Annotated in this window: 24 protein-coding genes; 14 read left to right on the plus strand and 10 right to left on the minus strand. The window is 73.3% G+C overall.

Annotated features, from left to right (window positions below; all coding sequences use genetic code 11):
• The first annotated feature begins 33 nt into the window (after window positions 1-33).
• The 5 genes from ACFQS7_RS14710 to ACFQS7_RS14730 all read left to right on the plus strand — a co-directional run bounded on the left by ACFQS7_RS14710 (window position 34) and on the right by ACFQS7_RS14730 (window position 5,144).
• Window positions 34-1,680: a heparinase II/III family protein gene (locus ACFQS7_RS14710; protein WP_380067837.1), complete on the plus strand. Its 1,647-nt coding sequence runs from the start codon at window positions 34-36 to the stop codon at window positions 1,678-1,680.
• Window positions 1,681-1,731: 51 nt separating this feature from the next.
• Window positions 1,732-2,625 (plus strand): hypothetical protein, encoded by an 894-nt coding sequence (locus ACFQS7_RS14715; protein ID WP_380067838.1) that lies wholly within the window; start codon window positions 1,732-1,734, stop codon window positions 2,623-2,625.
• Complete coding sequence (locus ACFQS7_RS14720; protein ID WP_380067839.1) at window positions 2,622-3,908, plus strand: O-antigen ligase family protein; 1,287 nt, start codon at window positions 2,622-2,624, stop codon at window positions 3,906-3,908. The genes ACFQS7_RS14715 and ACFQS7_RS14720 overlap by 4 nt, the downstream gene beginning before the upstream one ends.
• The gene (locus tag ACFQS7_RS14725; protein ID WP_380067840.1) at window positions 3,901-4,515 is read left to right on the plus strand and encodes a sugar transferase; all 615 of its coding nucleotides are present in this window, start codon (window positions 3,901-3,903) and stop codon (window positions 4,513-4,515) included. The genes ACFQS7_RS14720 and ACFQS7_RS14725 overlap by 8 nt, the downstream gene beginning before the upstream one ends.
• Window positions 4,516-4,778: 263 nt before the next feature.
• A complete protein-coding gene (locus ACFQS7_RS14730) occupies window positions 4,779-5,144 on the plus strand; it encodes a hypothetical protein (protein ID WP_380067841.1) in 366 nt (121 codons plus the stop codon).
• Window positions 5,145-5,198: 54 nt separating this feature from the next.
• On the opposite strand, the gene ACFQS7_RS14735 is transcribed toward ACFQS7_RS14730, so the two are convergent.
• The 5 genes from ACFQS7_RS14735 to ACFQS7_RS14755 all read right to left on the minus strand — a co-directional run bounded on the left by ACFQS7_RS14735 (window position 5,199) and on the right by ACFQS7_RS14755 (window position 10,561).
• Complete coding sequence (locus ACFQS7_RS14735) at window positions 5,199-5,837, minus strand: LysE family translocator (RefSeq protein ID WP_380067842.1); 639 nt, start codon at window positions 5,835-5,837, stop codon at window positions 5,199-5,201.
• 103 nt (window positions 5,838-5,940) lie between these two features.
• On the minus strand, window positions 5,941-7,386 hold the full coding sequence (locus ACFQS7_RS14740; RefSeq protein ID WP_380067843.1) for an AMP-binding protein: 1,446 nt from the start codon (window positions 7,384-7,386) through the stop codon (window positions 5,941-5,943).
• Between the two features lie 159 nt (window positions 7,387-7,545).
• Entirely contained in the window at window positions 7,546-8,790 is a 1,245-nt protein-coding gene (locus ACFQS7_RS14745) for an acyl-CoA dehydrogenase family protein (RefSeq protein ID WP_380067844.1), read from the minus strand.
• 2 nt (window positions 8,791-8,792) lie between these two features.
• The gene (locus tag ACFQS7_RS14750) at window positions 8,793-9,527 is read right to left on the minus strand and encodes an alpha/beta fold hydrolase (RefSeq protein ID WP_380067845.1); all 735 of its coding nucleotides are present in this window, start codon (window positions 9,525-9,527) and stop codon (window positions 8,793-8,795) included.
• A complete protein-coding gene (locus ACFQS7_RS14755) occupies window positions 9,524-10,561 on the minus strand; it encodes a 2,5-dihydroxypyridine 5,6-dioxygenase (protein ID WP_380067846.1) in 1,038 nt (345 codons plus the stop codon). Before ACFQS7_RS14755 ends, ACFQS7_RS14750 begins: the two co-directional genes overlap by 4 nt.
• Before the next feature lie 143 nt (window positions 10,562-10,704).
• Between ACFQS7_RS14755 and ACFQS7_RS14760 the strand changes: the two genes are divergently transcribed.
• The 3 genes from ACFQS7_RS14760 (at window position 10,705) to ACFQS7_RS14770 (ending at window position 12,756) form a co-directional block, all read left to right on the plus strand.
• Window positions 10,705-11,172, plus strand: a complete 468-nt coding sequence (locus tag ACFQS7_RS14760; RefSeq protein WP_380067847.1) for a MarR family winged helix-turn-helix transcriptional regulator — start codon at window positions 10,705-10,707, stop codon at window positions 11,170-11,172.
• A gap of 173 nt (window positions 11,173-11,345) precedes the next feature.
• The gene (locus ACFQS7_RS14765; RefSeq protein WP_380067848.1) at window positions 11,346-12,107 is read left to right on the plus strand and encodes a SapC family protein; all 762 of its coding nucleotides are present in this window, start codon (window positions 11,346-11,348) and stop codon (window positions 12,105-12,107) included.
• A gap of 286 nt (window positions 12,108-12,393) precedes the next feature.
• The gene (locus tag ACFQS7_RS14770; RefSeq protein WP_380067849.1) at window positions 12,394-12,756 is read left to right on the plus strand and encodes a CcdB family protein; all 363 of its coding nucleotides are present in this window, start codon (window positions 12,394-12,396) and stop codon (window positions 12,754-12,756) included.
• A gap of 62 nt (window positions 12,757-12,818) precedes the next feature.
• Here ACFQS7_RS14770 and ACFQS7_RS14775 read toward each other — a convergent pair whose 3' ends face one another.
• Complete coding sequence (locus ACFQS7_RS14775) at window positions 12,819-13,982, minus strand: mandelate racemase/muconate lactonizing enzyme family protein (RefSeq protein WP_380067850.1); 1,164 nt, start codon at window positions 13,980-13,982, stop codon at window positions 12,819-12,821.
• A 152-nt stretch (window positions 13,983-14,134) separates the two neighbouring features.
• On the opposite strand from ACFQS7_RS14775, the gene ACFQS7_RS14780 reads away from it, so the two are divergent.
• On the plus strand, window positions 14,135-15,049 hold the full coding sequence (locus tag ACFQS7_RS14780; RefSeq protein ID WP_380067851.1) for a LysR family transcriptional regulator: 915 nt from the start codon (window positions 14,135-14,137) through the stop codon (window positions 15,047-15,049).
• 71 nt (window positions 15,050-15,120) lie between these two features.
• Here the strand turns inward: ACFQS7_RS14780 and ACFQS7_RS14785 are convergent, their stop codons facing one another.
• Together ACFQS7_RS14785 and ACFQS7_RS14790 are read right to left on the minus strand one after the other, a co-directional pair.
• Window positions 15,121-15,897: a DUF533 domain-containing protein gene (locus tag ACFQS7_RS14785; protein ID WP_380067852.1), complete on the minus strand. Its 777-nt coding sequence runs from the start codon at window positions 15,895-15,897 to the stop codon at window positions 15,121-15,123.
• A 105-nt stretch (window positions 15,898-16,002) separates the two neighbouring features.
• Complete coding sequence (locus ACFQS7_RS14790; protein ID WP_380067853.1) at window positions 16,003-17,361, minus strand: LLM class flavin-dependent oxidoreductase; 1,359 nt, start codon at window positions 17,359-17,361, stop codon at window positions 16,003-16,005.
• A gap of 133 nt (window positions 17,362-17,494) precedes the next feature.
• Here ACFQS7_RS14790 and ACFQS7_RS14795 point away from each other — a divergent pair, with 133 nt between their 5' ends.
• From ACFQS7_RS14795 to ACFQS7_RS14805, 3 genes are all read left to right on the plus strand, one after another.
• Entirely contained in the window at window positions 17,495-18,466 is a 972-nt protein-coding gene (locus ACFQS7_RS14795; RefSeq protein ID WP_380067854.1) for a Bug family tripartite tricarboxylate transporter substrate binding protein, read from the plus strand.
• Complete coding sequence (locus ACFQS7_RS14800; protein ID WP_380067855.1) at window positions 18,459-19,421, plus strand: Bug family tripartite tricarboxylate transporter substrate binding protein; 963 nt, start codon at window positions 18,459-18,461, stop codon at window positions 19,419-19,421. Before ACFQS7_RS14795 ends, ACFQS7_RS14800 begins: the two co-directional genes overlap by 8 nt.
• A gap of 111 nt (window positions 19,422-19,532) precedes the next feature.
• Window positions 19,533-20,705, plus strand: coding sequence for an MFS transporter (locus tag ACFQS7_RS14805; protein WP_380067856.1), 1,173 nt, complete (start codon window positions 19,533-19,535; stop codon window positions 20,703-20,705).
• 41 nt (window positions 20,706-20,746) lie between these two features.
• Here ACFQS7_RS14805 and ACFQS7_RS14810 read toward each other — a convergent pair whose 3' ends face one another.
• The gene (locus tag ACFQS7_RS14810; RefSeq protein ID WP_380067857.1) at window positions 20,747-22,381 is read right to left on the minus strand and encodes a GMC family oxidoreductase; all 1,635 of its coding nucleotides are present in this window, start codon (window positions 22,379-22,381) and stop codon (window positions 20,747-20,749) included.
• A gap of 109 nt (window positions 22,382-22,490) precedes the next feature.
• On the opposite strand from ACFQS7_RS14810, the gene ACFQS7_RS14815 reads away from it, so the two are divergent.
• The gene (locus tag ACFQS7_RS14815) at window positions 22,491-23,456 is read left to right on the plus strand and encodes a Bug family tripartite tricarboxylate transporter substrate binding protein (protein WP_380067858.1); all 966 of its coding nucleotides are present in this window, start codon (window positions 22,491-22,493) and stop codon (window positions 23,454-23,456) included.
• Between the two features lie 140 nt (window positions 23,457-23,596).
• Here ACFQS7_RS14815 and ACFQS7_RS14820 read toward each other — a convergent pair whose 3' ends face one another.
• Window positions 23,597-24,583, minus strand: a complete 987-nt coding sequence (locus ACFQS7_RS14820; protein ID WP_380067859.1) for a tripartite tricarboxylate transporter substrate binding protein — start codon at window positions 24,581-24,583, stop codon at window positions 23,597-23,599.
• Between the two features lie 95 nt (window positions 24,584-24,678).
• On the opposite strand from ACFQS7_RS14820, the gene mdoH reads away from it, so the two are divergent.
• Entirely contained in the window at window positions 24,679-26,355 is a 1,677-nt protein-coding gene (gene mdoH, locus ACFQS7_RS14825; RefSeq protein WP_380067860.1) for a glucans biosynthesis glucosyltransferase MdoH, read from the plus strand.
• Window positions 26,356-26,460: the final 105 nt, after the last annotated feature.

A 26,460-nucleotide genomic window follows, 5' to 3' on the forward strand; every position in this document is an offset into this window, starting at 1 on the left:
CTGGTGCTCTGGCATCATGGGCCGGGGCGGTGGATGGCCCGACTCCGGCTGCGCGGCGCGGCGCGGCCGCCGGGACCCTTCCTGCCGGCGGGGGGGCCGGCGGCGCCCGCGGTACCGGCCCCGCACCGGGCCGCCGTGCTGGCCTGCGCCGCGGCGGTGGCGCCGCCCGACTGGCACGGGCCGTTCGCGGCGGGGGCATGGGCGCTCGACCTCGACCTCTTTGCCCCCGGCGACGTCCGCCCGGTCTGGGAGCGCAACCGCTGGGCCGAGCTGCCGCTGCTGGCCCAGGCGGCGCGGCTCGACCCTGTGGCCGGCCACCTCGCACGGGCCGAGGCGCTGCTGGCCGACTGGACGGCGCGCAACCCCGCCTTCCGCGGCCCGAACTGGGCCCGCGGGCAGGAGGCGGCGCTGCGTGCCCTGCATCTCGGCCTGGCCCTGGCCCTGCTGGGGGCCGATCATGCGCCGCCCTCCGGCGCCCGCGCCCTGCTGGCGCTGCACGGCAGGCGGATCGCCGCGACCCCGGCCTATGCGCTGGCGCAGGACAACAACCACACCGTCTCCGAGGCCGCCGGGCTGCTGGCCTGCGGGCTGCTGCTGGGCGACGGGCGCTGGACGTCGCAAGGCGCCGTACGGCTTGAGGCGGCGCTGGGCCGGCTGGTGGCCCCCGACGGGTCCTTCGCCCAGGTCTCGACCGGCTACCACCGGCTGCTGCTCGACGTGCTGGCGGTGACCGAGTGGCTGCGCCGCCGGCTGGGCGGGCCGTCATTGGTCGCCATCGACCGCGCCGCGGCAGCGACAGGCTGGCTGCACCGGCTGGTGGAGCCCGCGACCGGCGCCCTGCCGCGGCTCGGCCACCAGGACGGCTCGGCCTTCGCCGACCTGGCGCTGGCCGGGCCGGACGACGCACGGCCGAGCCTGGAACGCGCCGCCCGGCTGTTCTGCGGCGCCTCCGCGGGCGTCGCCACGGAGCCGGGCTGCGCCTGGCTCGGCCTGCCCGCCGGCCCGGCGCTGCCGGCGCCGCCCGCCGCCTGGGCCGGCGACGGACTGCGCGGCTGGCACGTCGCCGGTGCCCGCGGCCTCCTGCGCACCGGCCCGCTGCGCTTCCGCCCCGGCCAGGCCGACCTGCTGCACATGGAGCTTTGGGACGGGCCGCTCGCCCTGCTGCGGGACGGCGGCAGCGGCGCCTACAACCCGGCGCCGGACGCCGCCTGGTGGCACCCCCATTTCAGCGGCACCGCCGCCCACAATTGCATCGCCTTCGACGGTGAGGACCAGATGCCGCGGGTCGGCCGCTTCCTCTTCTCCCGCTGGCCAGCGATGGGCGCGCTGCCGGATGGCGCCTGGCTGCTGGATTGGCGCGGCCGGCGGCAGGCGCGCCGCATCCGCGCCAAGGACCGGACCTGGGTGGTCGAGGACCGCATCGCCGGCCCCTTCCGCCAAGCCGTGCTGCGCTGGCGCCTTGCCCCGGGTTCCTGGCACGCCCTGCCGGATGGCGCGGCGGGCCCGGCCGCGACGCTGCGCGTCAGCGCCGATGCGCCCTTCGCCTGCACCCTGGAGCAGGGCTGGGAGAGCCCCGCCTATGGCGAGGTCCGGCCGCTGCCCGTGCTGGTTGTGCGAGTCCAGCCGCCCGTCACGAATCTCACAACTGTGATCGCGCTGCCAACCTCAACCCTGGATTGAATACGCACCGGTTGTGTACAGATCGGAATCGCAAGATCCACAGGGGGGCCCATGCCGCTCGACCTGCTGCTGCAGGCACTCTGGACCCGGCGCTGGCGCGTCGCCCTGGCGACGCTGCTGGTCTATGCCGCCCTGGCCGGCATCCTGTTCCAGATGCCGCGGCGGCATGTCGCCCAGGCGGTGGTCGCGCCGGCCGAGACCACCAGCATCGCCACCTCCACCCTGCTCTCCCCCGTGCCGCTGTTCGGGGCCGGGCTGCTGGATGACCGTCCCACGGGCAACTTCGCCGTCTACCTGGACGCGCTGCGCTCGCCGGAGGCCGCGGCGATGCTGGCGCGCGACACCGGGCTGCTGGCGCATCTGGCCGAACGCCGCGCCGCGCCGCCCCTCGGCTGGCTGCGCCGGCAACTCGGCCTGCGCATGGAAGCCGACCTCGACGATGCGCAGGACTGGCTCGACCGGAACTTCGCCGCCACCCAGAACATCGCCACCGTCACCGTCACGCTGACCCTGGCGCATGCCGACCGCGCCGCGGCGCTGGATGCGCTGCGGCGGCTGCATGCATTGGCCGAGGCCAAGGTGCGGGCCGACCTCGGCGACCTCGCCCGGCGGCGGATCGCGGCGATCGAGGCCCGGCTGGCGGTCGAGCGCGACGTCTACCTGCGCAACGCGCTCTATGACCTGCTTGGCCAGCAGCAGCGCGGCGCGCTGGTGGTCGCGGCGGACGAGGCGGTGGCCGCCCGGCTGGTCTCGGCGCCGATGGTCGAGCAGCGGCCCTCCCTGCCGAACCGGCCGTTGCTGCTGCTGCTGCTGCTGGCGTTCGCCGCGCCGCTCGTGGTCCTGGCGGCGACCATGGCCCTGGTGCTGGTCCGCGCCGCGGCCATGGCTCGGCCGGCCCCGCTGCCGCATGGCCTTGCGCTGCCGCCGCTGGGGGCGGCGGAGTGACCGGCGCGGCCGGGCGGCGGGGCGCGATCCCGGCGGGGCGGCCGGATGCCGCGCTGCTCGCGGCCGGCACCGGGCTGCTGGCCGCTTCGCTGCAATTCGCCGGCGCGCTGAAGTCCTTGCCGGGCGTCGCCGTCCTGCCCATCGACCTCACCGTGCTGGCCGCGCTGCTGCTCCTGCCCTCGCTCGGCCTGCTGCTGCTGGTGCGGGACTGGGCGATCGCGCCGGTGGTCGCCGGGCCGCTGCTGGCCGCGGCCTTGCTGCTGGCCTGGCTGGTGCTGGCCGGCGGCTGGACCGCCTCCCGCCTCGTCGGGGCGGAGAAGTTGCCGCAATTGATGCTGCTGGCGCCGGAGATGCTGCTGGCCGGGCTGCTGGTCGGCGCCGACGCGCCGAGCCTGCGGCGGCTGTCCGCCACGGTTGTCGCGATCGGCCTGCTGGTCGGCGCGGCAACCGCCTGGGGGCTGGCGAGCGGCAACGTCGTGCTCGGCGGCGCGGTCGGGCAGGACCCGGCGAAGCTGCGGGTGCAGTACCAGCTGGCCGGCCTTGCCATCGCCTGCGCCGCGGGCCTCGCGGCGCTGCGGGTGGTCGAGCGCCGTGGCTGGCGCCGGCTGGGCTGGGCCGTGGCGACCCTGGCGCTGGGGGCTGCGGTGCTGCTGCCGGGTGGGCGGGCGGCGCTGCTTGGCCTGGGCCTGGGCGTCGCCGGGGCGCCGGCGGCGCTGCTCTGGTTGTCCGGCCGGCGCGGCGCGGCGCTCGGCTGGGTGGCGCTGGTCGGTGCGGCGGGGCTGGGCGGGCTGGCGGCGCTGGTCGCCCTGCCGGGGATTGATCTCGGGCTGCGGACCCTGGAACGGCTGCTCGGCGACCCGGCCAGCGCCACCCCGGCCCGCCTGATCCTGTGGGGGGAGGCGTTGCGCTGGGCGGGCGAGGCGGCGCCCTGGGGGCTGGGAACCGGCGGCTTCACCCTGGCCGCGGGCAGCGGCGACGGCCGCGCGCTGCACCCGCACAACCATGCGCTCGAGGCGCTGGCGGAAGCCGGGCTGCCCGGCCTGGCGCTGTGGCTGGCGGCCTTCGGCGGCGGGGTGGCGCTGGCGATCCGCCAGGCGCCGCGCGTGGCGCCCGGGCGGGCGGCGCGGATCGCCGCGCTGACCCTGCCCCTGGGGCTGACGGCGATGGTCTCGACCGATCTCGGCAACCGGATGGTCTGGTTCGGGCTCGGCCTGCTGCTGTCGCTGGCGGTGGAGGCGCGGTCGCGCGTCCTGCCGCAGGCGGGCGGGCAACGCAATGTATGAACGCTGGGGCAAGCGGGTCTTCGACATCATCGGTGCGGCGTTCCTGCTGCTGGCCGGTGCGCCGCTGCTGGGGCTGGCGGCGCTCGGCGTGCTGCTGGCGCTCGGGCGGCCGGTGCTGTTCCGGCAGCGGCGGGCGGGGCGGGACGGCGTGGCCTTCACCCTGCTGAAGCTGCGCAGCCTGGCCGCGGGGCCGGGGCCGGACGCGGCGCGGCTCGGCCGCTTCGGGCGCTGGCTGCGGGCCAGTGCGATCGACGAACTGCCGCAACTGGTCAACGTCCTCCGCGGCGAGATGAGCCTGGTCGGGCCGCGGCCGCTGCTGCCGGACTACGCCGCGCGCTTCACCCCGGCGCAGGCGGTGCGGCTGCGGGTGCGGCCGGGGCTCTGTGGCCTGGCGCAGGCGGCGGGGCGCAACGCGGTGCCGTGGCAGCGGCGCCTCGCGCTGGATGCGCGCTATGCCGGCGCGGCGCCGCGCCTGCGCGGCGACCTGGCGATCCTGGCGCGCTGCGCCGGGGTGCTGCTGCGCGGGCAGGGGGTCACGGCGCCGGGGCATGCGACGATGCCGGAATTCCACCCAGGCGTTGAGCAACGGGTCGCCGGAATGAAGTAAAAGGAAGGCCGGGGGAGAAGGTATTCTCCCCCGAGGTCCCTCACTTATTTTCGTGGGTTGGCACGTGCCGTGCGGCAGCACCGAGCCCACGAGGAACGAAGGCCAGGAAAATCTGCATACTCGGGTGCGGAATACTTTTGCTTCCCCGGCTTTCTCTTGCCGTGGGATTTGAAGAGGTTGAACCTCACATTCCCGCCCAATCGGCTTCAACGTCCTTGAGGCGGCGCCGAGGCCCCCGGCACGAAAGCGGCACAAGACGCAGCTTGCAGCCGAAACGGCTTGACTTTTTGCAGGAAAAAATACTTAAATTCTCCGGCGGCCATCCCGGCCGGCGGAGCCGAAGCATGATCATCCGCGTATCCCCGCAATGGCAGGTGACGATCCCCAAATCGCTGCGCGCGCGGCTGGGCAAGCCGCGGCAGATGGAGGCGCGGATCGACCGCGCATCGCTGGTGCTGACGCCGATCCTGATGGATTCGGTGGAATCCGCAGAACGCTCGCTGCGGCCCGAGGGCATCACCGCGGAGGTGCTGGTGCTGGCGATGGACCTGGTCGCGGCACGCCGCCGGAAGCAGGCGGCGGCGGCCTCGGCGGCGGCCGCGACGGTCAAGCCGCAGGATGCGGTTTGACTATAATCCTATAATGCGCACGTGGTGCGGGTGCAAGGAGAATCCTCCCGGCCGTCAACCGGCCGGGCGCTTCGCCAGGGCGAGGCCGATGCCCAGCGCGACCATCGCGCCGCCCGAGGCCTGCCGCAGGCGGCGGATCAGATTGGGGCGCGTCGCGGCGCCGTCCCGCATGCCGCTCGCCGCGAAGGCCACCGCGATGTCGGCAAGGGTGTTCAGCACCACCGAGACGGCGCCGAGCAGGACGAATTGCAGCGCGACATGGCCCGCGGCGGGGTCGAGGAATTGCGGGACGAAGGCGAGGAAGAAGGCGGCCGTCTTGGGGTTCAGCGCCTCGACCAGCACGCCTTCGCGGAAGGCCCGCCGCAGCCCGACCGCGGGTGCGGCGGGGCCACCGTCGAGGACCGCCGATGCGTCCCGGACGGTGCGAAGGCCGAGCCAGACCAGGTAGGCGGCGCCGGCCAGCTTCAGGGCGGTGAACAGGTCCGCGCTGGCGAGCACGAGGGCGGAGACGCCCAGGCTGCCGGCCAGGACATGGACCAGCCCGCCCAGGCCGGTGCCGAGGCTGGAGGCGACGCCTTCCGCCCGGCCGCCGGCCAGGGTCCGCGCCGCGACATAAAAGAGCCCCGGTCCGGGCGTGACCGCGAGCAGCAAGGCCGCGGCGAGGTAGAGAAGGAATTGGGTCAGGTCCACCATGCCTGGGCGTCTAGAGGATTTGTCGCCCGCCGCTCATGCCGGCCCGGAGGTGTCCAGCGGCCTTTCGGCCGATAATGGGGGGCCGGGGGGCAAACCACCTGGCCTAGCCGGCGGCCAAGGCCCGCAGCGCCTCCAGCCGTACCTTCCCCAGCGCGGTCCGCGGCAGCGCCGCCACCGCCACCACCGCGCGTGGCTGCTTGAAGCGGGCGATCTGCCCCTCGAAGTGCCGCAGCACCGCCGCCGCCTCGAAGCCCGGCCCGGGGACCACCACGGCCACCGGCACCTCCCCCCAGCGCGGGTCGGGCCGGCCGCAGACCGCGCCTTCCAGCACGCCGGGCGCGGTGCGGAGGATGCGTTCCACCTCGGCCGGGTAGATGTTCTCGCCGCCCGAGATGATCAGGTGCTTCAGCCGGTCGGTGAACCAGAACCGCCCGGCCGCGTCCTGCCGGCCGACGTCGCCGGAGGCGAACCAGCCGTCGCGGAAGGCCGCGGCGGTCTCGGCCGGGGCGTTCCAGTAGCCGCGCGCGACATGCGGGCCGCGCAGCTGGATCTCGCCGGGGGTGCCGGGCGGCACCTCGTGCCCCGCGGCATCCACTAGGCGCGCCTCGGCGTGCAGCGCCGCCCGGCCGAGACTGCCGGGTGCGGCCAGCGCCTCCGCCCTGGTCTGGACGATGGCGATGGGGCCGGTCTCGGTCGCGCCATAGACCTGCTGCACCGGGATGCCGCGGGCGTGGAAGGCCCGGATCAGGTCCAGCGGCACCTCGGACGACCCGGCGCCGACGGCGCGGAGGGAGGAGAGGTCGGCCGCCTCCCAGCCGGGATGCGCGACGAGCGCCTGCATCACCGCCGGGACCAGCAGGGTCACTGTGGGCCGGTGGGTGGCGATGGCGGCGAAGGTGGCGGCGGCATCGAAGCGCGGCAGCAGCACCACCTCGGCGCCCGCCAGCAGGGCCGGGGTGGTCTGGATGTTCAGCCCGCCGACATGGAACATCGGCAGCATGGTCAGCACCCGGTCGGCGGCGGTGAGCGCGAAGGCATGCCGGGCGTTCAGCGCGTTGCAGCAGAGGGCACGCTGGTCGAGCACCGCGCCCTTGGGCCTTCCGGTGGTGCCGGAGGTATAGACCAGCAGGACCGGGTCACCCGGCGAGCCGGCCGCGGGCGGGGCGGTGGCGGGGACGGGATCGGCCTCGGCATCCAGCAGGGCGCAGCCGGGCGGGGCGGCGGCCCCCGCTGCGGCCGCCATCTCCCGCGTCGCGGCGAGCAGGCGGGCGCCGCTGTCCTCGAGGATGAAGCGCAATTCGGGTGCGGCCAGGCGCCAGTTGAGCGGCACCAGGATGGCGCCGAGCCGGGCGCAGGCGAAGAGCAGCACGAGCTGCGCCGGGTGGTTCTGGCCGAGGAAGCCGAGCCGGTCGCCGTGGCCGAGGCCGCGCGCGGCGAGCATCGCGGCGGCGGCGAGGATGCGGTCGTGCAGCGCGGCGTAGGTGAGGGTGCCGCCCGGGCCGGAGAGTGCGACGGCGGCTGGCGGGTGGGCCTCGATCCAGCGATGCATCAGGGCAGGGATGCAAGCTTGGGGAGGGAAGAGTGTTCCCTCCCCAGGCCCCACCCTTCCTTTCTGCGGGTTGGCGCCTGCCGCGCGTCGGGTCCCGACTCCCAGGAATAGATGAGGGGGTCTGGGGGAGAATACTTTCTCCCCCAGCCTTCGCTTCCCTCATTCATCCGTCTCGCCCTTCTCGTACAGCGCCTCGCGCCCGATGCGGTCGATGCAGAGCTCCGCGGTCCAGGGCAGCATCAGCGCGCCGCAGCGGGCGTCGCGATACAGCCGTTCCAGCGGCAGGGATTTCAGCATGGACTGGCCGCCGCAGGTGCGGACCGCCTTCGCGGCCAGCGCCGCGGCATTCTCCATCACCGTGTGCTGCGCCGCCCAGGCGCGCAGCAATTGTTCCTTCGAGGGATCGGGCCGGGCATCGGTGATGGCCTGGAACCAGAGCGCCTTGGTCTGTTCCAGCATCACCCGCATCTCGGCCACCGCGACCTGCTTGGTCGGGTACATCCGGCGCTTCACCGGCGGGGTGCCGGGCCATTCGCCGCGCAGGTATCGCACGGTGAAGTCGTAGGCCGCCTGGGCGATGCCCATATAGGCGGGCGACAGGGTCATGAACATGTGCGGCCAGCGCGTCGCCGCCTGGAAGTAGAGGCCGGCCGGCATCAGCGCCGCGTCCTCCTCGACGAAGACGTCGCGGAAGACCAGGTTGCGGGAGACGGTGCCGCGCATGCCGAGCGGATCCCACTCGCCCTCCACCGTGACGCCGGCCGCCTCGCGCGGCACCGCGAGGTACAGCGTGTCGCGGCGCGACAGCCGTTCGGCGTCGTCCTTCACCTCGGTGCAGAGCACGCCGTAGTGGTCGGCATGGCCGGCGAGGCTGGCGAAGATCTTCCGGCCGCTGACCAGGTAGCCGCCGGGCACGCGCCGCGCCGTGGTGCCGAAGGGCACGCCGCCGGCGGCCGCCGCGCCGCCCTCGGAGAAGGGCTGCGCATAGATCGCGCCGTCCCGCAGGATGCGGTCGTAGTGGCGCCGGCGGCGGCGGCGATGCTCGGCGCGGGTCTCGGCCGGCATCTCCAGGTCCTCGGTCAGCGCGCCGGTCCAGAGCGTGGAGCAGACATGCATGTTCCAGGTCAGCGCCGTCGCGCCGCAGTAGCGCCCCATCTCGGCCGCGGTCAGGCAATAGGCGCGGAAATCGGCGCCGCGCCCGCCCTCGTCGGCGGGGATGCAGATGCCGAGCAGCCCGTTGCCATGCATGTCGCGGTAGTTGTCGGTCGGGAAGCTCGCCTCCCGGTCCCAGCGGGGGGCGCGGGGGGCCAGCACCGCCTGGCCGAACGCCCGGGCCTCGGCGGAGAGCGCGGCTTCCTGCGCGGTCAGCCGGAAGGCGTCCGGGTCGAAGATCGGGGCGTCCATGCTCAGCCTTCCGGCAGGCCGCGGAGGAAGCCGGCGACCGCGGCGTTGAAGCCCGTGGTGTCCTCCAGGTGTGCGAGGTGCCCGCAGCCGGGCAGCACCGCCAGCCGGGCGCCGGGGATGGCGTCCCGCATGCGCTCCATGGTCCGCGGCGGCGCCAGCGCATCGGCCTCGCCGGCGACCAGCAAAGTGGGGGCGGCGAGGCGGCCGAGGTCGTCGCGCCGGTTGAAGGTGGTCAGGCAGCGGACGGCGGCGCGGTAGGCGGCCTCGGGCGCCGATGCCATGGCGGCCACCGCCAGGTCCACCAGGGCGGCGGGGGTGCCGGGTCGGAGCATGGGGCGGATGCTGGACTCGGCCAGCGCCGGCATGTTCTGCCCGGTCTCCAGCGGCGCCAGGCGCTCGGCCAGGAAGGCCTTGGCGAAGGCGGGATCGCGGCCGCCGAAGGCCGGGGTGGTGGCATAGAGCACCAGGCCGCGGACCCGGCCGGGGAAGCGCAGCGCGAAATCCAGCGCCAGCATGCCGCCGATCGAATGGCCGACCAGGTCGACGCGCGACAGGCCCTCGGCGTCGAGGTGCAGGCGCAGGAGATCGGCCCAGGCGGCGAAGCTGGTCTCGGCCGGCATGGGCGTGCCGGCGAAGCCGGGCAGCGGCCAGTCGATCACCGGGGCGGGGGCGAGGGCCGGCAGCACCGGCGCCCAGCTGGCGCCACCGATGCCGTGGAGCAGGAGGATGGGGGTCATGGCACCAGGCTTCCTTCGATCACCACCGGCCGGCCGTCGAGCGCGATGGTGCAGTTGCGGACGGGGATGTCGAAATGCCCCTCGGTGAAACGGCCGGCGAATTCGTTGGCGCCGGTCGAGAACAGGAAATTGCCGGCGAAGGCGCGGAGCTCGGTGCCGTTGGTGTCGCGGCGGTCGTACATCGCCAGGGCCTCGTAGCGCGCCCGGGGATTCATCCCCCAGCCGACATGGGAGACCGCATAGGCCGCCCGGTCGCCCCAGGCGGCGAGGTAGCGGCGCATCAATTCGGCATCCGTCCCATCGCCGTCGATCGCAACGATATGGTCGTCCCGCAAGGTCAGCCGGACAGAACGTTCCAGATAGCGTTTGAAAGTGAGGTTCGCGTCGCCCGCATCCAGCACCAGGGTGCCGTCCACGCTGCCGGCCCGCGGGAAGGCAACGACCACCCCGCCGGGCCAGTGTGCGACGGTGCCCGGCCGGTCGGTCCAGCCCCAGACCCCGGCGGTCACCGCACCCTCGAGCGAAACCGTGAGATCGGTCCCGGCAACCGAGACGACGGTCATCCGTTTCGCCGCCCGGGCCAGCTTCACCGCGGCCTTCACCGGGGCCGCGTCCTCCAGCCGGGGGACCAACCGCGCGAGGGCTTCCGGGTGTTCGTTCGAGACCATCAGCACCCGGCTGCCGGCCGCCAAGATGCCCGCCAATTCGGGCGCGTGCAGCAGGCCCTCCACGGTGAGGTCGAGGATGAGGGGCGTCGCGTGCAGCGCGGCGAGCGCCGCCGGATGGCCCTGCAGGGCGCGCGAGGCGCCGGTCGAGCGGACCGGCACCGGGGCAGTCGGCGGCGGGGTCGGCAGCACCAGGCGGAACGGCCGGCAATTCAGCCGCAGCGCGGCCAATTCCGCGAGATCGAGGTTCACCGCACGGGACTGGGTCTCCGCCAGGAGACAGACGGGCAGCCCTGGGGCGGCGCCGCAGAGCCGCAGCACGGCCTCGAAGGCCTCGATCCAGGGTGCCTCGATACGGTCGGTCAGCATGCGGTCGTCCCTCCCTCAAAGCCTAGCATCGGCGGCATTTCCATGAAAACGCATTCATCGCTTACGCGGACTATTTTGAAAGCATTTATGTCGGGACAGGCCTATTATGTCGCAGATCGCAACGTAGTCGGATCGACAACGAAATGTCTCAGCCGAGCCCCGCCCCGCCTGCCAACCGTTTCGTCGACGATTACCTGCTCTACCTGCTTGCCCGTGCCTCCCACCTGATTTCGGCCGAGTTCCATGAGCAGTTGCGTCGTCGCGGCATCAGCGTGCCGGTCTGGCGGGTCCTGGCCAGCCTGGTGGGCAGCACGGGGGAGACCGTGACCGGCCTGGCGGAGACCTGCCTGCTGCAGCAGCCGACCATGACCAAGCTGCTGGACCGCATGGTACGCGACGGCCTGGTGAAGAGAACCCAGGATACGCGGGACCGCAGGGTGGTCCGCGTGGCCTTGACGACACGCGGCGAAGTGATGGCAGCGGATCTGGTCCAGGCGGCCAAGCTGCATGAGGCGGAGATACTGGCCCGCCATCCGGAGGCCGAGACGATGGCGATCAAATCCCTGCTGCGCGCGATCGTGAGCCGCCAGACCCGCCCACGCCGCGGCTGAAGGCGGCACGGCGATGCCTCCTCCGCACCGGCTGGGGCGGATCGTCCTGATCCTGTTAACTGTCTCGGCCGTCGTCCAGGTGATCCTGCTGGTCCTGCGCTGACTGCCTCCCGGCCGGCGCCTTGCACCCCTGGCCAGCCAAACGTAAGGGCGCCGGGAAGGAGCCAGCCCACATGCCCGAGAAGACGCCCGTCGCCAATGGCGCTGCCGCCCCCGGCCCCGTGCTGCCGCCGCTCTATCGTTCGCTCGACCCGCTGACGCCGGAGCGCCACGCGAAGCTGCGCGTCCGCGACGCCGGCTTCGGCTTCGCCGCGCAGGCCAGCGCCATCCCGCTGGTGGCCGAGGAATTCGCCGTCGCCGCGCGTACCCTGCCGATCGTCTTCGGCGCCCAGGCGCCGCATCTGCCGGTGGCGCTCTGCGGACTGGCGTCCGGCAGCAACCTGTACGTGACCGAAGGCGGCGGCTGGAAGCCGGGGGCCTATGTCCCGGCCTATCTCCGGCGGGTGCCCTTCTTCCTGGTGCGCAGCGCGCCGGCCTCCGACCAGCTCGTGCTGTGCATCGACAGCCACGCGCCGCAGGTCAGCGAGACCGAGGGCGCGCCGCTGTTCGACGCCGAAGGCAAGGCGACGCCGCAGCTCGACCGGGCGCTGGCCTTCACCCGGTCGGTCGAGGAAGGGATGCTGCGCACCCGCGGCATCACCGAAAGGCTGAACCAGCTCGGCCTGCTGAAGCCGGCGGTGGTGCAGTTCCCGCACCATGGCAAGCCGCTGCGGGTGGACGGGTTCTTCGCGGTGGATCGCCCGGCGCTGGCCGCGCTGCCGGCCGAGCAGTTCATCGAGCTGCGCGACAAGGGCTGGCTGGAGCCGATCTATGCCCACCTGCTATCGATCGGCGGGCTGCCGGAACTGGCGAAGGACCTGGCCACGCCGGCGTGACGCGGCGGCCCGACCGGGCCAGCCTCGGGGCGATCGCCCATGCCGCCGCGGGCGCGGTGACGGCGAACCACGTCCACCGGATGCCCGGGCTGGCCGAGACGCAGCTGCCGCTGGCGGCGGAAGCCGAACGCCTCGGCCTGGACGCCGGCGCGATCGCCGACCAGGCGGGGCGCACCGCGATCGGGGCGGAGACGGCGCGACGCCGGGCAGAGGAGAGCCGCGCGGCGATCGAGGCCTGGAACCGGCAGGACAACGGCACGCCGCTCGCCGGATACCGCATGGTCCGATGCCGCACTGCGACGACTACCCGGGCGGGGCGTCGGCGACCTGCCTGCTCAATGTCCAGCCGGACCAGCTGGACCGGTTGCCGATGCGGGGCGTCGTGCCGCTCGCCGTCCCGGCCGCCGCCCTGCCGGAACTCCGCGACCTGACGCAAATGCTGGTGGTGGAGGGCCAGGACCTCGTCCTGCTGACGCCGCTGCTGGCGGCGGCGCCGCGCAAGCGGCCGGGCAAGCCGCGCGCCCGGGCGGACGAGATCACCCGGGCGCTGGACCTCCTGCCGACGGGCTGCCGAGGCGACGCGCGATTGCCGGCCGCGGCCGGGCCGGCTCCAGCGGATTGCGTTCATGAACGAAGGCGGCTCCGCTGAAGCGCCTTGTTTTCAGCGCAGCTTGAAGTGTCCACGCCCGCCCGCGATCCGCTCCGACCGCGCTAGGCCGACAATTCGCGCATCACCTTGCTCAGGTCGGCCTTGCCCTCGAAGCCGATGCCCGGCAGCTCGGGCATCACCACGTGCCCGTCCTCCACCCGCACGCCGTCGGGGAAGCCGCCATAGGGCTGGAACAGGTCGGGATAGCTCTCGTTGCCGCCGAGCCCGAGCCCGGCCGCGATCATCAGCGACATCTGGTGCCCGCCATGCGGGATGCAGCGCGACGGCGACCAGCCGAACTGGCGCAGCACCTCCAGCGTGCGCAGGTACTCGACCAGCCCGTAGGACAGCGCGCAGTCGAACTGCAGCCAGTCCCGGTCCGGCCGCATGCCGCCGTAGCGCAGCAGGTTGCGCGCGTCCTGGTGGGAGAAGAGGTTCTCGCCGGTCGCCATCGGGCCGGGGTAGAATTCGGACAGCGCGGCCTGCAGGGCGTAGTCCAGCGGGTCGCCCACCTCCTCGTACCAGAACAGCGGAAAGGTGTGCAGCATCTTCGCGTAGGCGATGCCGGTCTCGAGGTCGAAGCGGCCGTTGGCGTCCACCGCGAGCCGCGCCCGGCTGCCGATCTCGGCCAGCACCGCCTCGATCCGGGCGGCGTCCTCGGCGATCGAGGCGCCGCCGATCTTCATCTTCACCACGGTGTAGCCGCGGTCGAGGTAGCTCCGCATCTCGGCCCGCAGCGCGTCGTTGCCCTTGCCGGGGTAGTAGTAGCCGCCGGCGGCATAGACGAAGACGCGGGGGTTGGCCGCGCGCCCGTGGCGCTCGGCCAGCAGGCGGAACAGCGGCTTGCCCTCGATCTTCGCCACCGCGTCCCAGACCGCCATGTCGACCGTGCCGACGGCGACCGAGCGCTCGCCGTGCCCGCCGGGCTTCTCGTTGGTCATCATCGCCGCCCAGACCTTGGCCGGGTCGATGTTGTCGCGCGCGTCGTCGAGCAGGGTCTTCGGGTCGGCTTCGAGCACGCGGTCGCGGAAGCGCTCGCGGATCAGCCCGCCCTGGCCGTAGCGGCCGTTGGAGTTGAAGCCGTAGCCGATGACGGGCCTGCCGTCGCGCACCACGTCGGTGACCACGGCCACCAGGCTCGTCGTCATCTTGCTGAAGTCGATGTAGGCATTGCGGATGGGCGAGGCGATCGGCTTGGTGACCTCGCGGATGTCGACGATGCGCATTCGGCATACCCTTCGTGCTGTGGCGTGGGTTCGATCGACCCCGCTGGCGTCTCCAGGGCCGCTTTCCCGCGGCCTGTCCGCCAGATACGGTCGCCATCCGGCGGGAATCCAATGCCAAGAGTCACCTTCGCCATGCAGGATCGGCATCGACCATGGAGCTGAACTGGCTGGAGGATTTCCTGGCGCTCGCCGAGCACCGGAATTTCTCCCGGGCGGCGGAGGCACGGCATGTCACCCAGCCCGCCTTCAGCCGCCGCATCCGGGCGCTGGAGGACTGGGTCGGCACGCCGCTGGCCATCCGCGCGCCGCAGGGCCTGGTGCTGAACGCCGCCGGCGAGGTCCTGCGCGAGCAGGCAGCGGGCCTGGTGCGCGACCTGCACCAGATGCGGCGGGCCGCGCTGAAGGCGGCCGGGCGCCAGGGCGCCGCGCTGACCATCGCCGCGACCCACGCGCTGTCCTTCACCTTCTTCCCCGGCTGGATCCGCGCCTTCGCCCCGCTGGAGACGCTCGGCACGCTGAACTTGGTATCCGACACCATGGCGGCCTGCGAGCGGATCCTGCGCGCGGGCGACGCCGATTTCCTGCTCTGCCACCTCCGCCCGGAGGTGCCGGTGGGCCTGCCGCCCGAGGCCTTCGCCAGCCGGGTGGTCGGCACCGACCGGCTGGTGCCGGTCTCCGCCCCCGACGCCGCGGGCGCGGCCCGCTGGGCGCTGCCAGGCACGCCGGCGGCACCGGTGCGGCTGCTGGCCTATAGCGGGGCTTCGGGGCTCGGCCGCATCCTGGAGGCAAATTGGCGCGCGGGCGGCGAGGCCATGTCGCTCGATCCGGTCTTCACCTCGCCGCTCGCGGCCGCGCTGCAGACCATGGCGCGCCAGGGCCAGGGCATCGCGTGGTTGCCGCGCACCATGGCGGCGGACGATCTCGCGGCGGGCCGGCTGGTCGAGGCCGGCCCAGGCCGCTGGGTGGTCGAGGTGGAGATCCGGCTGTTCCGCCCGCGGCGGCGGCAGTCCGATGCGGCCGAGGCCTTCTGGACGACGATGTGCGGGCAGCCGCCGGCAGCAAGCTGAGCGCCGCGGCCGGTGCGGCCTGGCTGCCGGATCGGGCGGCGCCGCCGGCCTTCAGGGGCAGGCCGGGAGGCTCACCCCGCCAGCTTCTGCCGGATATGCGCCACCGCCTCGGCCGGCAGCTTCAGCGCCGCGGCCAGCCGCGCCAGGTAGTCGCGCTCCGCCTGGCTGTCGACGGTGATCGCCAGCAGCGACGCCGCGTAGATCTCCGCCGCCTCCTGCGGATCGCGGGCTTCCGCCGCCAGGCCGGCGACATCGACCGGCCGGCTCATCTCCTGCAGCACCATCCGCCGCGCCTCGTCGGTCTCGCCCGCCTCGGTCAGGCGGCCGGTGATGCGCTGCATCTCCTCGCCGTCGATATGGCCATCCGCCTTGGCCGCCTGGATCATCGCCCGCAGCAGCAGCATGGCCTTCTGCTGCAGCCGGCCGGCATCGGGCTCGGCCGGCGGCGGCGGCGCGGCGCCCTGCTGCTGCTGCAGGGCCGCATAGGCCAAGCTGCCCAGCAACGCGAGCATCCCGCCGCCGACCGCGCCGCGCCCGCCGCCGAGCAGCGCGCCGGCGATGGCGCCCAGCCCGCCGAGCGCCGCCGGGTTGTTGGCCCGGGTTTCCTCGACCGGGGCCTGGGCGGCGCGCTTGGCCATCTCCGTCACCGAGCCGAACATCTCGCCGAAGCCACGCCCGCCGGCGCCGCCCTGGTTGAACAGCCCGCTCAGCATCCCGGCCAGCCCGCCGCCGGCCTGGTCGAGCGGCCCGCCGGTGCCGCGCTGCACGGCGTTGTGCAGGCGGTCCTGCGCCGCCGGCGCGCCCCCCTGCTGGAGCAGCGACCCGAGCAGCTTCACGGCGTCGATCATGGCTGGTCCCTTCCGATAACCGCCCTTCCCTGCGGGAAAGCCGGGCCGGAGGACAGGCGGAAGGCGGAAAGCCGCCGCGAACGTGAAGTGTGTTTCGCCCCGCCTCTACTCCGCGGCCATACGCGGCTGCCAATCCCCGCGCGTCGCGCGTGCCAGGCCGAGATGGTCGCGCAGCGTGCGGCCGGCATACTCCTTCCGGAACAGGCCGCGCCGCTGCAGTTCCGGCACCACGTGCCGGACGAAATCGGCATAGCTGCCGGGGATGACGCAGGCGCCGATGACGAAGCCGTCGCAGGCGCCGCCCGCGAACCATTCCTCCAGCTTGTCGGCGACCTGCTTCGGCCCGCCGACCATGTTCATCGGCGGCTTGCCGCGGCCGCTGCCGACCATGAAGTCGCGCACCGTCGGGTTCCGCTTGCCGGTGTTCTTCACCACCCGGTCGCGGATCGCCTGCAGGCCCTGGATGCCGGCCATCTCGGCATCGGTGAAGGGCTCGTCCATCCCCTTGGTGGCGAAGTCGAAATTCAGCGCCTCCGACAGCAGCGACAGCGCGTCGATCTCGAGCGGCAGGCTGGCGATCAGCGCCGCCTTGTCCTCCGCCTCCGTCTGCGTCGCGGCGCAGATCGGGTAGGCCAGCGTCGCCACCTTCACCGCATCCGGGTCGCGCCCCTCGGCTGCGATCATCCGCTTGAACTCGTCGTACTCGACCTTGCCGGAGGCGACGTCGTGGTAGGCGACGAAGACCAGTTCGGCCCAGCGGGCGGAGAATCGCTTGCCGCGGCCGCTGCTGCCGGCCTGGATCATCACCGGCCGGCCTTGCCGGCTGCGCGGCACGGTGAAGGGGCCGCGGGAGTGCAGGAACTTCCCCTTGTAGTCGAGCCGGTGGACCTTGTTTCCGTCGCCGAAACGGCCGGTGGACTTGTCGACGATCAGCGCGTCGTCCTCCCAGGCATCCCAGTGGCCGAGCACGACCTCGACGAATTCGTCGGCGCGGTCATAGCGCGCGTCATGCGCCATCATCTCGGAATGACCCATGTTGGCGGCCTCGCCGTCGTTGAGCGAGGTCACCACATTCCAGGCGGCGCGGCCCTCGCTCATCAGATCCAGCGTCTGGAAGACGCGGGCGACGTGGTAGGGCTCGAAATAGGTGGTCGAGGCGGTGGAGCCGAGGCCGAGCCGGGAGGTCACCGCGCCCATCATGGTCAGCGTGACGATCGGGTCGAGCTTCACGCAGCGGATGCCGTGCTCGATGGTGTGGACATGGTCGGCGCCGAAGCGGTCCGGCATCGACAGCCGATCGTCGAAGAAGCCGAGGTCGAATTTCCCGGCCTCGAGGATCCGCGCGATCTCCTGGAAGTAGTCGGCCGAGAGGAAATCGGTGCGGCTGTCCGGGTGGCGCCAGGACGACGCCAGGGTGGTGCAGTTCTGCGCCTGCAGGAAGCCGACCAGGTGCATCTGTCGCATGGATGTTTCCCCTTGATCCCTTTGCCGCGAAGCTTCCGCCCCGTCCCCCCCTGCGTCAACGCTGGCCCTCGGCGCCGCTGGTGCTAGCATCCGCCGACCGGCGCAGAGACGCCGGCCCCGGGAAGGAGACGTGATGCAGATCCGGAGACGCGCGGTGCTGGGCGCCGCCATGCTCGCAGCCCCGATCATCGCCCGTGCCCAAGGCACCTGGCCGGACAAGCCGATCCGCTTCGTCATCGGCGGCTCGGCCGGCGGCGTCTCCGACATCCTGGTCCGCATCCTGGAGAACCGGCTGCGGGAGAAGCTCGGCCAGCCCCTGGTGCTGGACCCGCGGCCCGGCGCCGGCGGCATGGTGGGGGCGGAGACCGTGGCGCGCTCGCCCGGCGATGGGTACAATTTCTACATCAACCATATCGCCTCGCACGGCATCGGGCCGAGCCTCTACAAGCGGCTCGCCTTCGACCCGCTGAAGGACCTGCCGGGCGTGGCGCGCATCGCCTCGATGCCCAACGTGCTGATCGTCAAGGGCGACAGCCCGCACCGGACGGTCGCCGACCTCGTCGCCTTCATCCGCGCCAATCCGGAGAAGGCGACCTTCTCCTCGGCCGGCACCGGCACCTCCTCCCACCTCTCGGGCGTGCTGTTCGGGCTGCGGATCGGCGTCGAGACCACGCATGTGCCCTATCGCGGCACCGCGCCCAGCATGGCCGCGGTGCTGAACGGGGAGGTGCTGTTTGCCATCGACAACGCCCCGGCGTCGCGCCAGCAGGTGCTGGCCGGGATGCTGCGGGCACTCGCCGTCAGCACCGCGGAGCGCGCCTCCACCATGCCCGAACTGCCGAGCCTCGAGGAACAGGGCGTCAAGGATTTCGACGTCGCCTCCTGGTACGGCATCGTCGCGCCCGCGGCGACGCCGCGCCCCATCGTCGAGCGCCTGGGCGCGGAGCTGGTGGCGGCCCTGGGCGACCCCGGCCTGGCGCAGCGCTACCGCGACTTCGGCGCCGAGCCCAAGCCGCTCGGCCCGGATGCGTTCAACGCCTTCATGCGCGACGAGGTGGCGAAATGGGCGCCGATCGTGCGTGCCTCGGGCGCCTCGGTTGACTAGCCGGCGGGCGCTGCTGGCGCTTCCCGCGCTGGCCACCCCGGCGCGGGCGCAGCAGGCCTGGCCGGACAAGCCGCTGCGCTTCATCGTCAGCGCCCAGGTCGGCGGCGTGTCCGACATCCTGGTCCGCATCTTCGAGAGCCGGCTGCGGGAACGCCTGGGCCAGCCGCTGTACGTGGAACCGCGGCCGGGCGGCGGCGGGCTGATCGCCGCCGAGGCGGCGATGCGCGCCAACGACGCGCACAGCTTCACCGTGAACCACATCGCCTCACACGGGATCGGGCCTTCGCTCTACCGCAACCGCGGCGGGTTCGACCCGCTGCGCGACATGCCGGGCGTCTGCCGGGTCTGCGCCATGCCGAACGTGCTGATCGTCCGCAGCGAGTTGGCCGTCCACAGCGTCGCCGACCTGGTGGCGTATATCCGCGCCAATCCGGGCCAGGCGAATTTCAGCTCGGCCGGGTCGGGGACCTCGTCGCACCTCTCGGGCATATTGTTCGGCCGGATCATGGGCGTGGAGGTGACGCACGTACCCTATCGCGGCACCGCGCCCTCGATGCTGGCGGTGCTGAACGGGGAGGTGCTGTTCAACATCGACAACGCCCCGACCTCCCGCCCGCATGTGCAATCCGGCGCGCTGCGGGCGATCGGCGTCAGCACGGCGCGGCGGGCCAAGGCGATGCCGGGACTGCCGACCCTGGCGGAGCAGGGGGTGACGGGCTTCGACGTGGCCTCCTGGTACGGCTTCGCCGCGCCTGCCGCGACGCCGGCGCCGGTGGTGGCGAAGCTGGCGGGCGTGCTGCTGGACGCGGTGGCCGACCCCGGCATCGTCGCCCGGCTGGCCGAGATCGGCGCCGAGCCCTGGCCCTTGGGCACCGCCGAGTACAACGCCTTCATGCGGGCGGAGGTGGCGCGCTGGGCGCCGGTGGTGGCGGCTTCCGGCGCCACGGTGGATTAGGCAAGGTCGGGGAGGAAAACGTATTCCCTCCCCGAAGCCCCACCCGTCCTTCTTCTGCGTCTGGCACCTGCCGCGCGCCGGGTGCGGACGCCGCCTGACGAGGATCAGCCTTTGACGACAGGACCGGGCAAGCGGGCGAATCTTGCCCTCATCGTGCTGGCGCAGGTGCTGGCCCTGGCGCTGTGGTTCTCCGGCACCGCCGCCGGCCCGGCCATGGCGCGGGAGGCGCCGCTGCCCCCCGGCTTCCTCGCCTGGCTGACCGGCGGGGTGCAGCTGGGCTTCGTGCTGGGGACGCTGGCCAGCGCCGCGCTCGCGCTGCCCGACCGGCTCGACCCGCGCCGGCTGATCGCTGCGGCGTCGCTGCTGGGGGCGGCGGCGAATGCGCTGGTCCTGGCGCTGCCGGTGGGCAGCGCCGGCGTCATCCTGCTGCGCGGCGCGACCGGCCTGGCGCTGGCCTGCATCTACCCGGTCGGGATGAAGCTGGCGACCGGCTGGGCGACCAAGGCCGATGCCGGGCTGGTGGTGGGGATGCTGGTGGGCGGGCTGACGCTCGGCTCGGCCGCGCCGCACCTGGTGAATGCCTTCGGCGGCGTGGATTGGCGGGTGACGGTCGGCACGGCCTCGGCCGCGGCGGTGCTGGCGGCGGGGCTGATCCTGGCGACGCGGCTGGGCCCGGCGCATGCGCCGGCGCCGCCCTTCCGGCCGGGTCTCGCCCTGATGCTGTTCCGCACGCGGGGGACGCGGCTGGCGACGCTGGGGTACCTGGGGCACATGTGGGAGCTCTATGCCATGTGGGCCTGGATCGGCGCCTACCTGGCGGCGAGCTTCGCCGCGGCCGGCACCACGGGCAGCCCGGCGCTGGCGACCTTCGCGGTGATGGCGGCCGGCGCCGTGGGGTGCGTCGCCGGCGGGCGGATCGCCGACCGCATCGGCAAGGCGCGGCTGACGATCTGGGCCATGGCGATCAGCGGCGGCTGCTGCCTGCTGGCGGGGGCGGCCTTCGGCGCGAGCCCGTGGGTGACGGTTCTGCTGTGCCTGGTCTGGGGGGCGGCGGTGGTCGCCGATTCGGCGCAGTTCTCGGCGAGCGTGGCGGAGGCGGCGCCGCCGGGGCTCGCGGGGACGATGCTGACGGTGCAGACCAGCCTGGGCTTCGCGCTGACCCTGCCGGCGATCCATCTGCTGCCGGTGGTGGCAGACAGGGTCGGGTGGGGGGCGGCCTTCGCGGTGCTGGCGGTGGGGCCGGCGCTGGGGTGCCTGGCGATGGGGCGGTTGGTGGTCAGATAAGAAAAACTGGGGAGGAAAAGACAGTCCCTCCCCAGCCTTCGCTACGCCGCCACGGCCGCCCCCGCCCGACCACTCGCCTTCACCATCTCCGCCGCCCGCTCCGCCGTCATCAGCACCGCCGGATGGATGTTCGACGACGGCACCAGCGGAAACACCGAGGCATCGACCACCCGCAGCCCCTCCACCCCGCGCACCCGCAGCTCCGTATCCACCACCGCGCGGTCGTCGGCGCCCATGCGATTGGTCCCGCAGGGGTGGTAGACCGTGGTGCCCGAGGTCCGCAGGTATTCGAGGAAGTCGTCATCCGTCTGCGTCGCCGGCCCGGGCGAGAGTTCCTCCACCACCAGGTCGCTGAAGGGCCGCGTCGTGGCGATCCGCCGCGCCAGCTTGGCCGCTTCCAGCATCACCCGCACGTCGGTCGGCGCGGTGATGTAGTTGGCCTGGATGCGCGGCTTGTCCTCGACCCGCGGGCTGCGCAGCGACAGCTCGCCGCGGCTGTCCGGCCGGCACTGGCAGAAATTGAAGGTGAAGCCTGGGTGCTTCGCCAGCCGGCTGGCCGAGATCCCCTGGTTCTGCGTGTCCAGGCTGAAATTGACGAACTGGTACTGCACCTCGGCCTCCTCGGACCCCGGCAGCACGCGGGCGAAGAGGCTGGCCTCCGACGCGCCGATCGTCATGTGCCCGCGCCGCCGCAGCGCCCAGTCGAGCCCCATCCTCGCGGTCTTCAGCGGGTTCGCCATGCTCTCGTTCAAGGTGTCGGCCGGCTTGGTGCGGAAGGCGAAGCGGACCATGAAGTGGTCCTGCAGGTTCTTCCCCACCTCCGGCGCATGCACCCGGCTCTCGATGCCCATGGACTGCAAGGCCGAGCCGTCGCCGATGCCCGACAGCATCAGCAGCTTCGGGCTCTCGATCGCACCCGCGGAAAGCAACACCTCGCGCCGCGCGGTCCAGGTCTCCTCCGTCCCGTCGGCCTTCCGCACCACCACGCCGGTGCAGCGCGTCCCCGCGAAGGTCAGCCGCAGGGCGAGCCGCTCGGTCTCGACCCGCAGGTTCGGCCGCTTCATCGCCGGCCGCAGGTAGCCCACCGCCGGGCTCCAGCGGCGGCCCTTGTGGACGTTGAGCTGGTTGGGCGCGACGCCCTCGAACCACTCGCCGTTGTTGTCGCGGTTGCGGGCGAAGCCGAGGCTCTCGCAGGCCGCGACGAAGGCCTGGCAGCCGATGGTGGGCGCCGGGACTTCCGCGATCTGCATCGGCCCGTCCTTGCCGCGGTACTCGCTCCCCTCGCCGTGGAAGGTTTCCAGCTTGCGGAAGGCCGGCAGGCAATCGTCATAGGCCCAGCCGCGTGCGCCCGACTGCGCCCAGCGGTCGTAGTCGCGCGGCGATCCCCGCAGGAAGACCAGCCCGTTGACGCTGCCCGAGCCGCCGACCACCCGGCCGCGCGGCCAGTAGACGCTGCGGCCATGCAGTTCCGGCTCGGCCTCGGTCTGGTAGTTCCAGTCGAATTTGCGCGTTACATACAGCCGCGCGAAGCCCATCGGGATATGGATCCAGGGGTTGGTGTCCCAGGGCCCGGCTTCCAGCACGGCGACGTTGACGCTGGCATCCTCCGACAGCCGCGCGGCCAGCACGCAGCCGGCCGAGCCGCCGCCGATGATGACATAGTCCGCTTCCGGCATGGCCGTGTTTCCCCCTTCGTGTTGCGGGCATCAGGCCATGCGCCGGCAGGCGGGGCAAGGCGGCACGCGGCTTGCGAGGCCAGGGCGAACCCTGCCGGGACTCCCGCCCATGCGCCGCTCGCTGCTGCTGCTTGCCGCTTCCCTCGCCATCGCCGGCCCGGCTTTCGCGCAACCTGCCTGGCCGACCCGCCCGGTGACCATCCTGGTGGCCTACGTGCCGGGCGGGCCATCCGATGCGCTGGCCCGCGCCCTGGGGGCGGCGCTGTCGCCGGCGATCGGCCAGCCGGTGGTGGTGGAGAACCGCCCCGGCGCCAATGGCGCGGTCGCCGCGGGCCTTGCCGCCCGCGCCGCGCCGGACGGCCACACCCTGATGGTCGGCGCCAGCTCGATCCTCACCATCAACCCGGCCATGATGCGCAACCCGCCCTATGACCCGCAGCGCGACTTCTCGCTGCTCACCCTCGCCATCACCGCGCCGAACGTGCTGGTGGCGCACCCGTCCTTCCCGCCGCGCACGGTCCCCGAATTGGTCGCCTGGCTGAAGGCCAATCCCGGCCGCGCCAGCTACGGCAGCAGCGGCATCGGCTCGACCGAGCATCTGGGGCTCGAGCTCTTCGCCCAGCGCACCGGCACGGAGCTGACCCACGTGCCCTATCCCGGCGGCGGCGCCGCGGTGCAGGACCTGGTCGCGGGCAACATCCAGCTTTCGTTCCTCAATATCGCCACCGTCGCGGCGCAGGTGCAGGCCGGCACGCTGCGGGCGATCGCCACCGGCGGCCTGACGCGCCACCCGATGCTGCCGGATGTCCCCACCATCGACGAGAGCGGCCTGCCCGGCTTCGAGGGCGGCTCCTGGCACGGCATCATCGCCCCGCGCGGCCTGCCGGAGCCACTGGCCGAGACCATCCACGCCGCCTTGGTCACGGCGCTGCGCGAGAAGGAGACGGAGGCACGGCTGACCCGCATCGGCTTCGCCGTCGCCGCCACCAGCCGCGCCGATTTCGCCACGCAGCTGGACAAGGAGCTGACCGCCTGGCGCGGCGTGGTGCGGACCGCGGGCATCACCCCGCAGTAGTCATGCCGATGCCCGCATCGCGTGACCTGCGGTGGGCGAAGCCCGCCGCGTCCGCGGCGAGCCCAGGCCGCAGCCGCGGCCGCCCGGCGCGTGAGGGCACGGCAGGGCATGCCGACGGTCATCGAAAATGACCGTCGGCGTCACCCCCGCCAGGGCCGCACCTTCCACAGCTCCTGCAGCTGCGCATCCACCCGCGCCGCCTCGGCCTTGTAGGCGGCGCCGATCAGCGGCCGCATCGGCATGAACTGCCGCGCCATCTCCGCCTTGAAGGCCGGGTCGGCCAGCGCCTCGCGGAAGGCGCCCTCCAGCCGCGCGGCGATGGCCGGCGGCAGGCTTGGCGGGGCGATGATGCCGCGCTGGGCGGAGGCCACGACCTCGTAGCCCAGCTCGCGGAAGGTCGGCAGGTCGGGCAGGTCGGCCGCCCGCCTGGCCGCGGCGATCGCCAGGCCGCGCAGCTTGCCCTCGCGCGACAGGGTGACCAGCTCCGTCGTGTTGCCGACGCCGGCGGCGATATGCCCGCCGAGCAGTTGCGGGATCAGCGGCGCGGAACCGGCGAAGGGCACGTGGGTCAGTGGCGGCAGTTTCGCCGCGGCCTCGAATTCCAGCATCAGGATATGGTCGTCGCTGCCGATGCCGGTGGTGCCGTAGTCGATGCTGCCGGGTTTCGCCTTCGCCTGCGCCACCAGGTCGGCCAGCGAGCGGATCGGGCTTTCCGTCCGCACATAGATGCAGTTCGGGTCCTCGACGATATTGGCGAGGAAGCTGAATTCCAGCGGCCGATAGCGCGTCGGCCGCTCCAGCGGGATGCCACTATGCGCCGGCATGGTGGTGGCGCCCAGCGTGTAGCCATCCGCCGCGGCGTTGAAGACCGCCTCCAGCCCGATCTGCCCGGCGGCGCCGGGGCGGTTGGTGACCACGGTGCGCATGCCGGGGATGCGCTCGGCCACCGCCGGCATGACCAGCCGGGCGAGGATGTCGACGCCGCCGCCGGGCGGGTAGGGGACGATGATCTCGACCGGCTTGTCGTTCGGCCAGGCGGCCTGCGGGGCCGGTTGCGCCCGCGGGCGCGACGGGGCGACGGCCGGCGTGGCAAGTGCTGCGGCCAGCAGCAGGCGGCGCTGGATCATTCGGTCCTCCCTGGTTTTCGGCATCAGGCCATGCCGGGGCGGCCGGGGGCAAGGCGCTGCGCAATTCCGCCATGCTGGGCCTGGAGACTGGCGGGGTGACCGACCTTCCCCTCGCGCTGCGCCGCCTGACCTTCGCCCTGCTCGTCCTTTCGCTCACCGCCCTGCTGCTCTGGCTGGCGGTGCGGGTGCTGGCACCGGGCGGTTGGACCCCGTGGGAGATGCTGACCCTGGCCTGCTTCGCCGGCACCGCGCCCTGGACCGCGCTGTGTGCCGCCAATGCGCTGGTCGGCGGCGTCATCCTGCTGCGCGCGCCAAGCCCGCCGGCGGCCGTGCTGCCGGCCCTGCGGCGGGCCCGCCCGGGCGCGCCGGCGCTGCGCACCGCCATCGCCGTCTGCATCCGCGCCGAGGAGATGGGCACGGTGCTGCCGCCGCTGGCCCGGCTGCTGGACGGGCTGGAGGCGGCGGGGGCCACCGACCGCTTCATCCTCTGGTTCCTGTCCGACACCGCCGACCCCGCCGCCGCGGCGGCCGAGGAAGGGGCGATCGCCGCGTTCCGGCGCGGCGGCATCGCGGTGCGCTACCGCCGGCGGGTCGAGAATATCGGCTTCAAGGCCGGCAACGTCATGGACTTCCTCGACCGCCACGCCGGCGATGCCGAACTCATGCTCTGCCTCGACGCCGACAGCGAGATGACGGCGCCGGCGGTGCTGCGCCTGATCGCCTGCATGGAGGCCGACCCGCAGCTGGCGATCCTGCAGCAGCTGATCGTCGGCCGCCCGGCGACGGCCGCCTTCCCGCGGCTGTTCCAGTTCGGCATGCGGGCCGGGATGCGCGCCTGGGCCACCGGGCAGGCCTGGTGGCAGGGCCCGGAAGGCCCATACTGGGGGCACAACGCCGTCATCCGCATCGAGCCCTTCCGCCGCCACTGCCGGCTGGAGCCGCTGCCCGACGGCAGCCCGATCCTGAGCCACGACCAGGTGGAGGCCGTGCGGCTGCATGCCGCCGGCTGGAAGGTCTGCTGCCTGCCGGTCGAGGAAGGCAGCATGGAGGGCAACCCGCCCGCCTTGCCGGAATTCATGGCGCGCGACCTGCGCTGGGCGGCGGGCAACATGCAGTACTGGGACCTGCTCTGGCTGCCGGGGCAGACCTGGATGGGCCGCTGGCAGCTGGTGCAGGCGATCCTGCTCTTCCTCGGCGCGCCGCTGTGGTGCGGCGTGCTGGCCTTCGCCGCGCTGAACGCGGCGACCGGGGGCGGCGGCGCGACGCCGGACGGCTGGCTGCTGGCCTGGATGCTGGCGACCTGGGCGATGCTGCATGCGCCGAAGCTCGTGGGCTATGCCGAGGTGCTGCTGCAGCCCCGGCTCGCCGCGCGCTATGGCGGGCGCCGCGCCTTCCTGCGTGGTGCCGCGGCGGAGCTGGGCTTCACCACGCTGCTCGACCCCATCAGCACCGTCAACAAGGCGCTCTTCCTGCTGGCGCTGCCCTTCGGCGGACGGCGTTCGGGCTGGGCGCCGCAGAACCGGGCGGACCGCGGCGTCGGCTGGGGCGATGCGGCGCGGCTGCTCTGGCCGCATACGCTGTTCGGGCTGGCGGTGTTCGGGCTGCTGGCGGCGGCGGGTGCGGCCGCCTGGGCGCTGCCCTGGGCGGGCGGGCTGCTGCTGGCGATCCCCTTCTGCGTGCTGACCTCCGCTCCGGCGGTCTCGGCCGTGCTGCGCGACCGCCGCCTGGCGGCGACGCCGGAGGAATTGGCGCCGGCCGCGGCCCGTGCCTAGCGCGCACCGCGGAGGGCTGGGCGAGGGCCGGGGCGAGCCTGCCGGATCGCCATGCCTCTCCCTGCTCGCGCGCTCCTGACCCGAAACGGCCGCCGCCGGTCGCCC

The sequence above is a fragment of the Dankookia sp. GCM10030260 genome, assembly GCF_042666655.1.
Classification (GTDB): Bacteria; Pseudomonadota; Alphaproteobacteria; order Acetobacterales; family Acetobacteraceae; genus Paracraurococcus.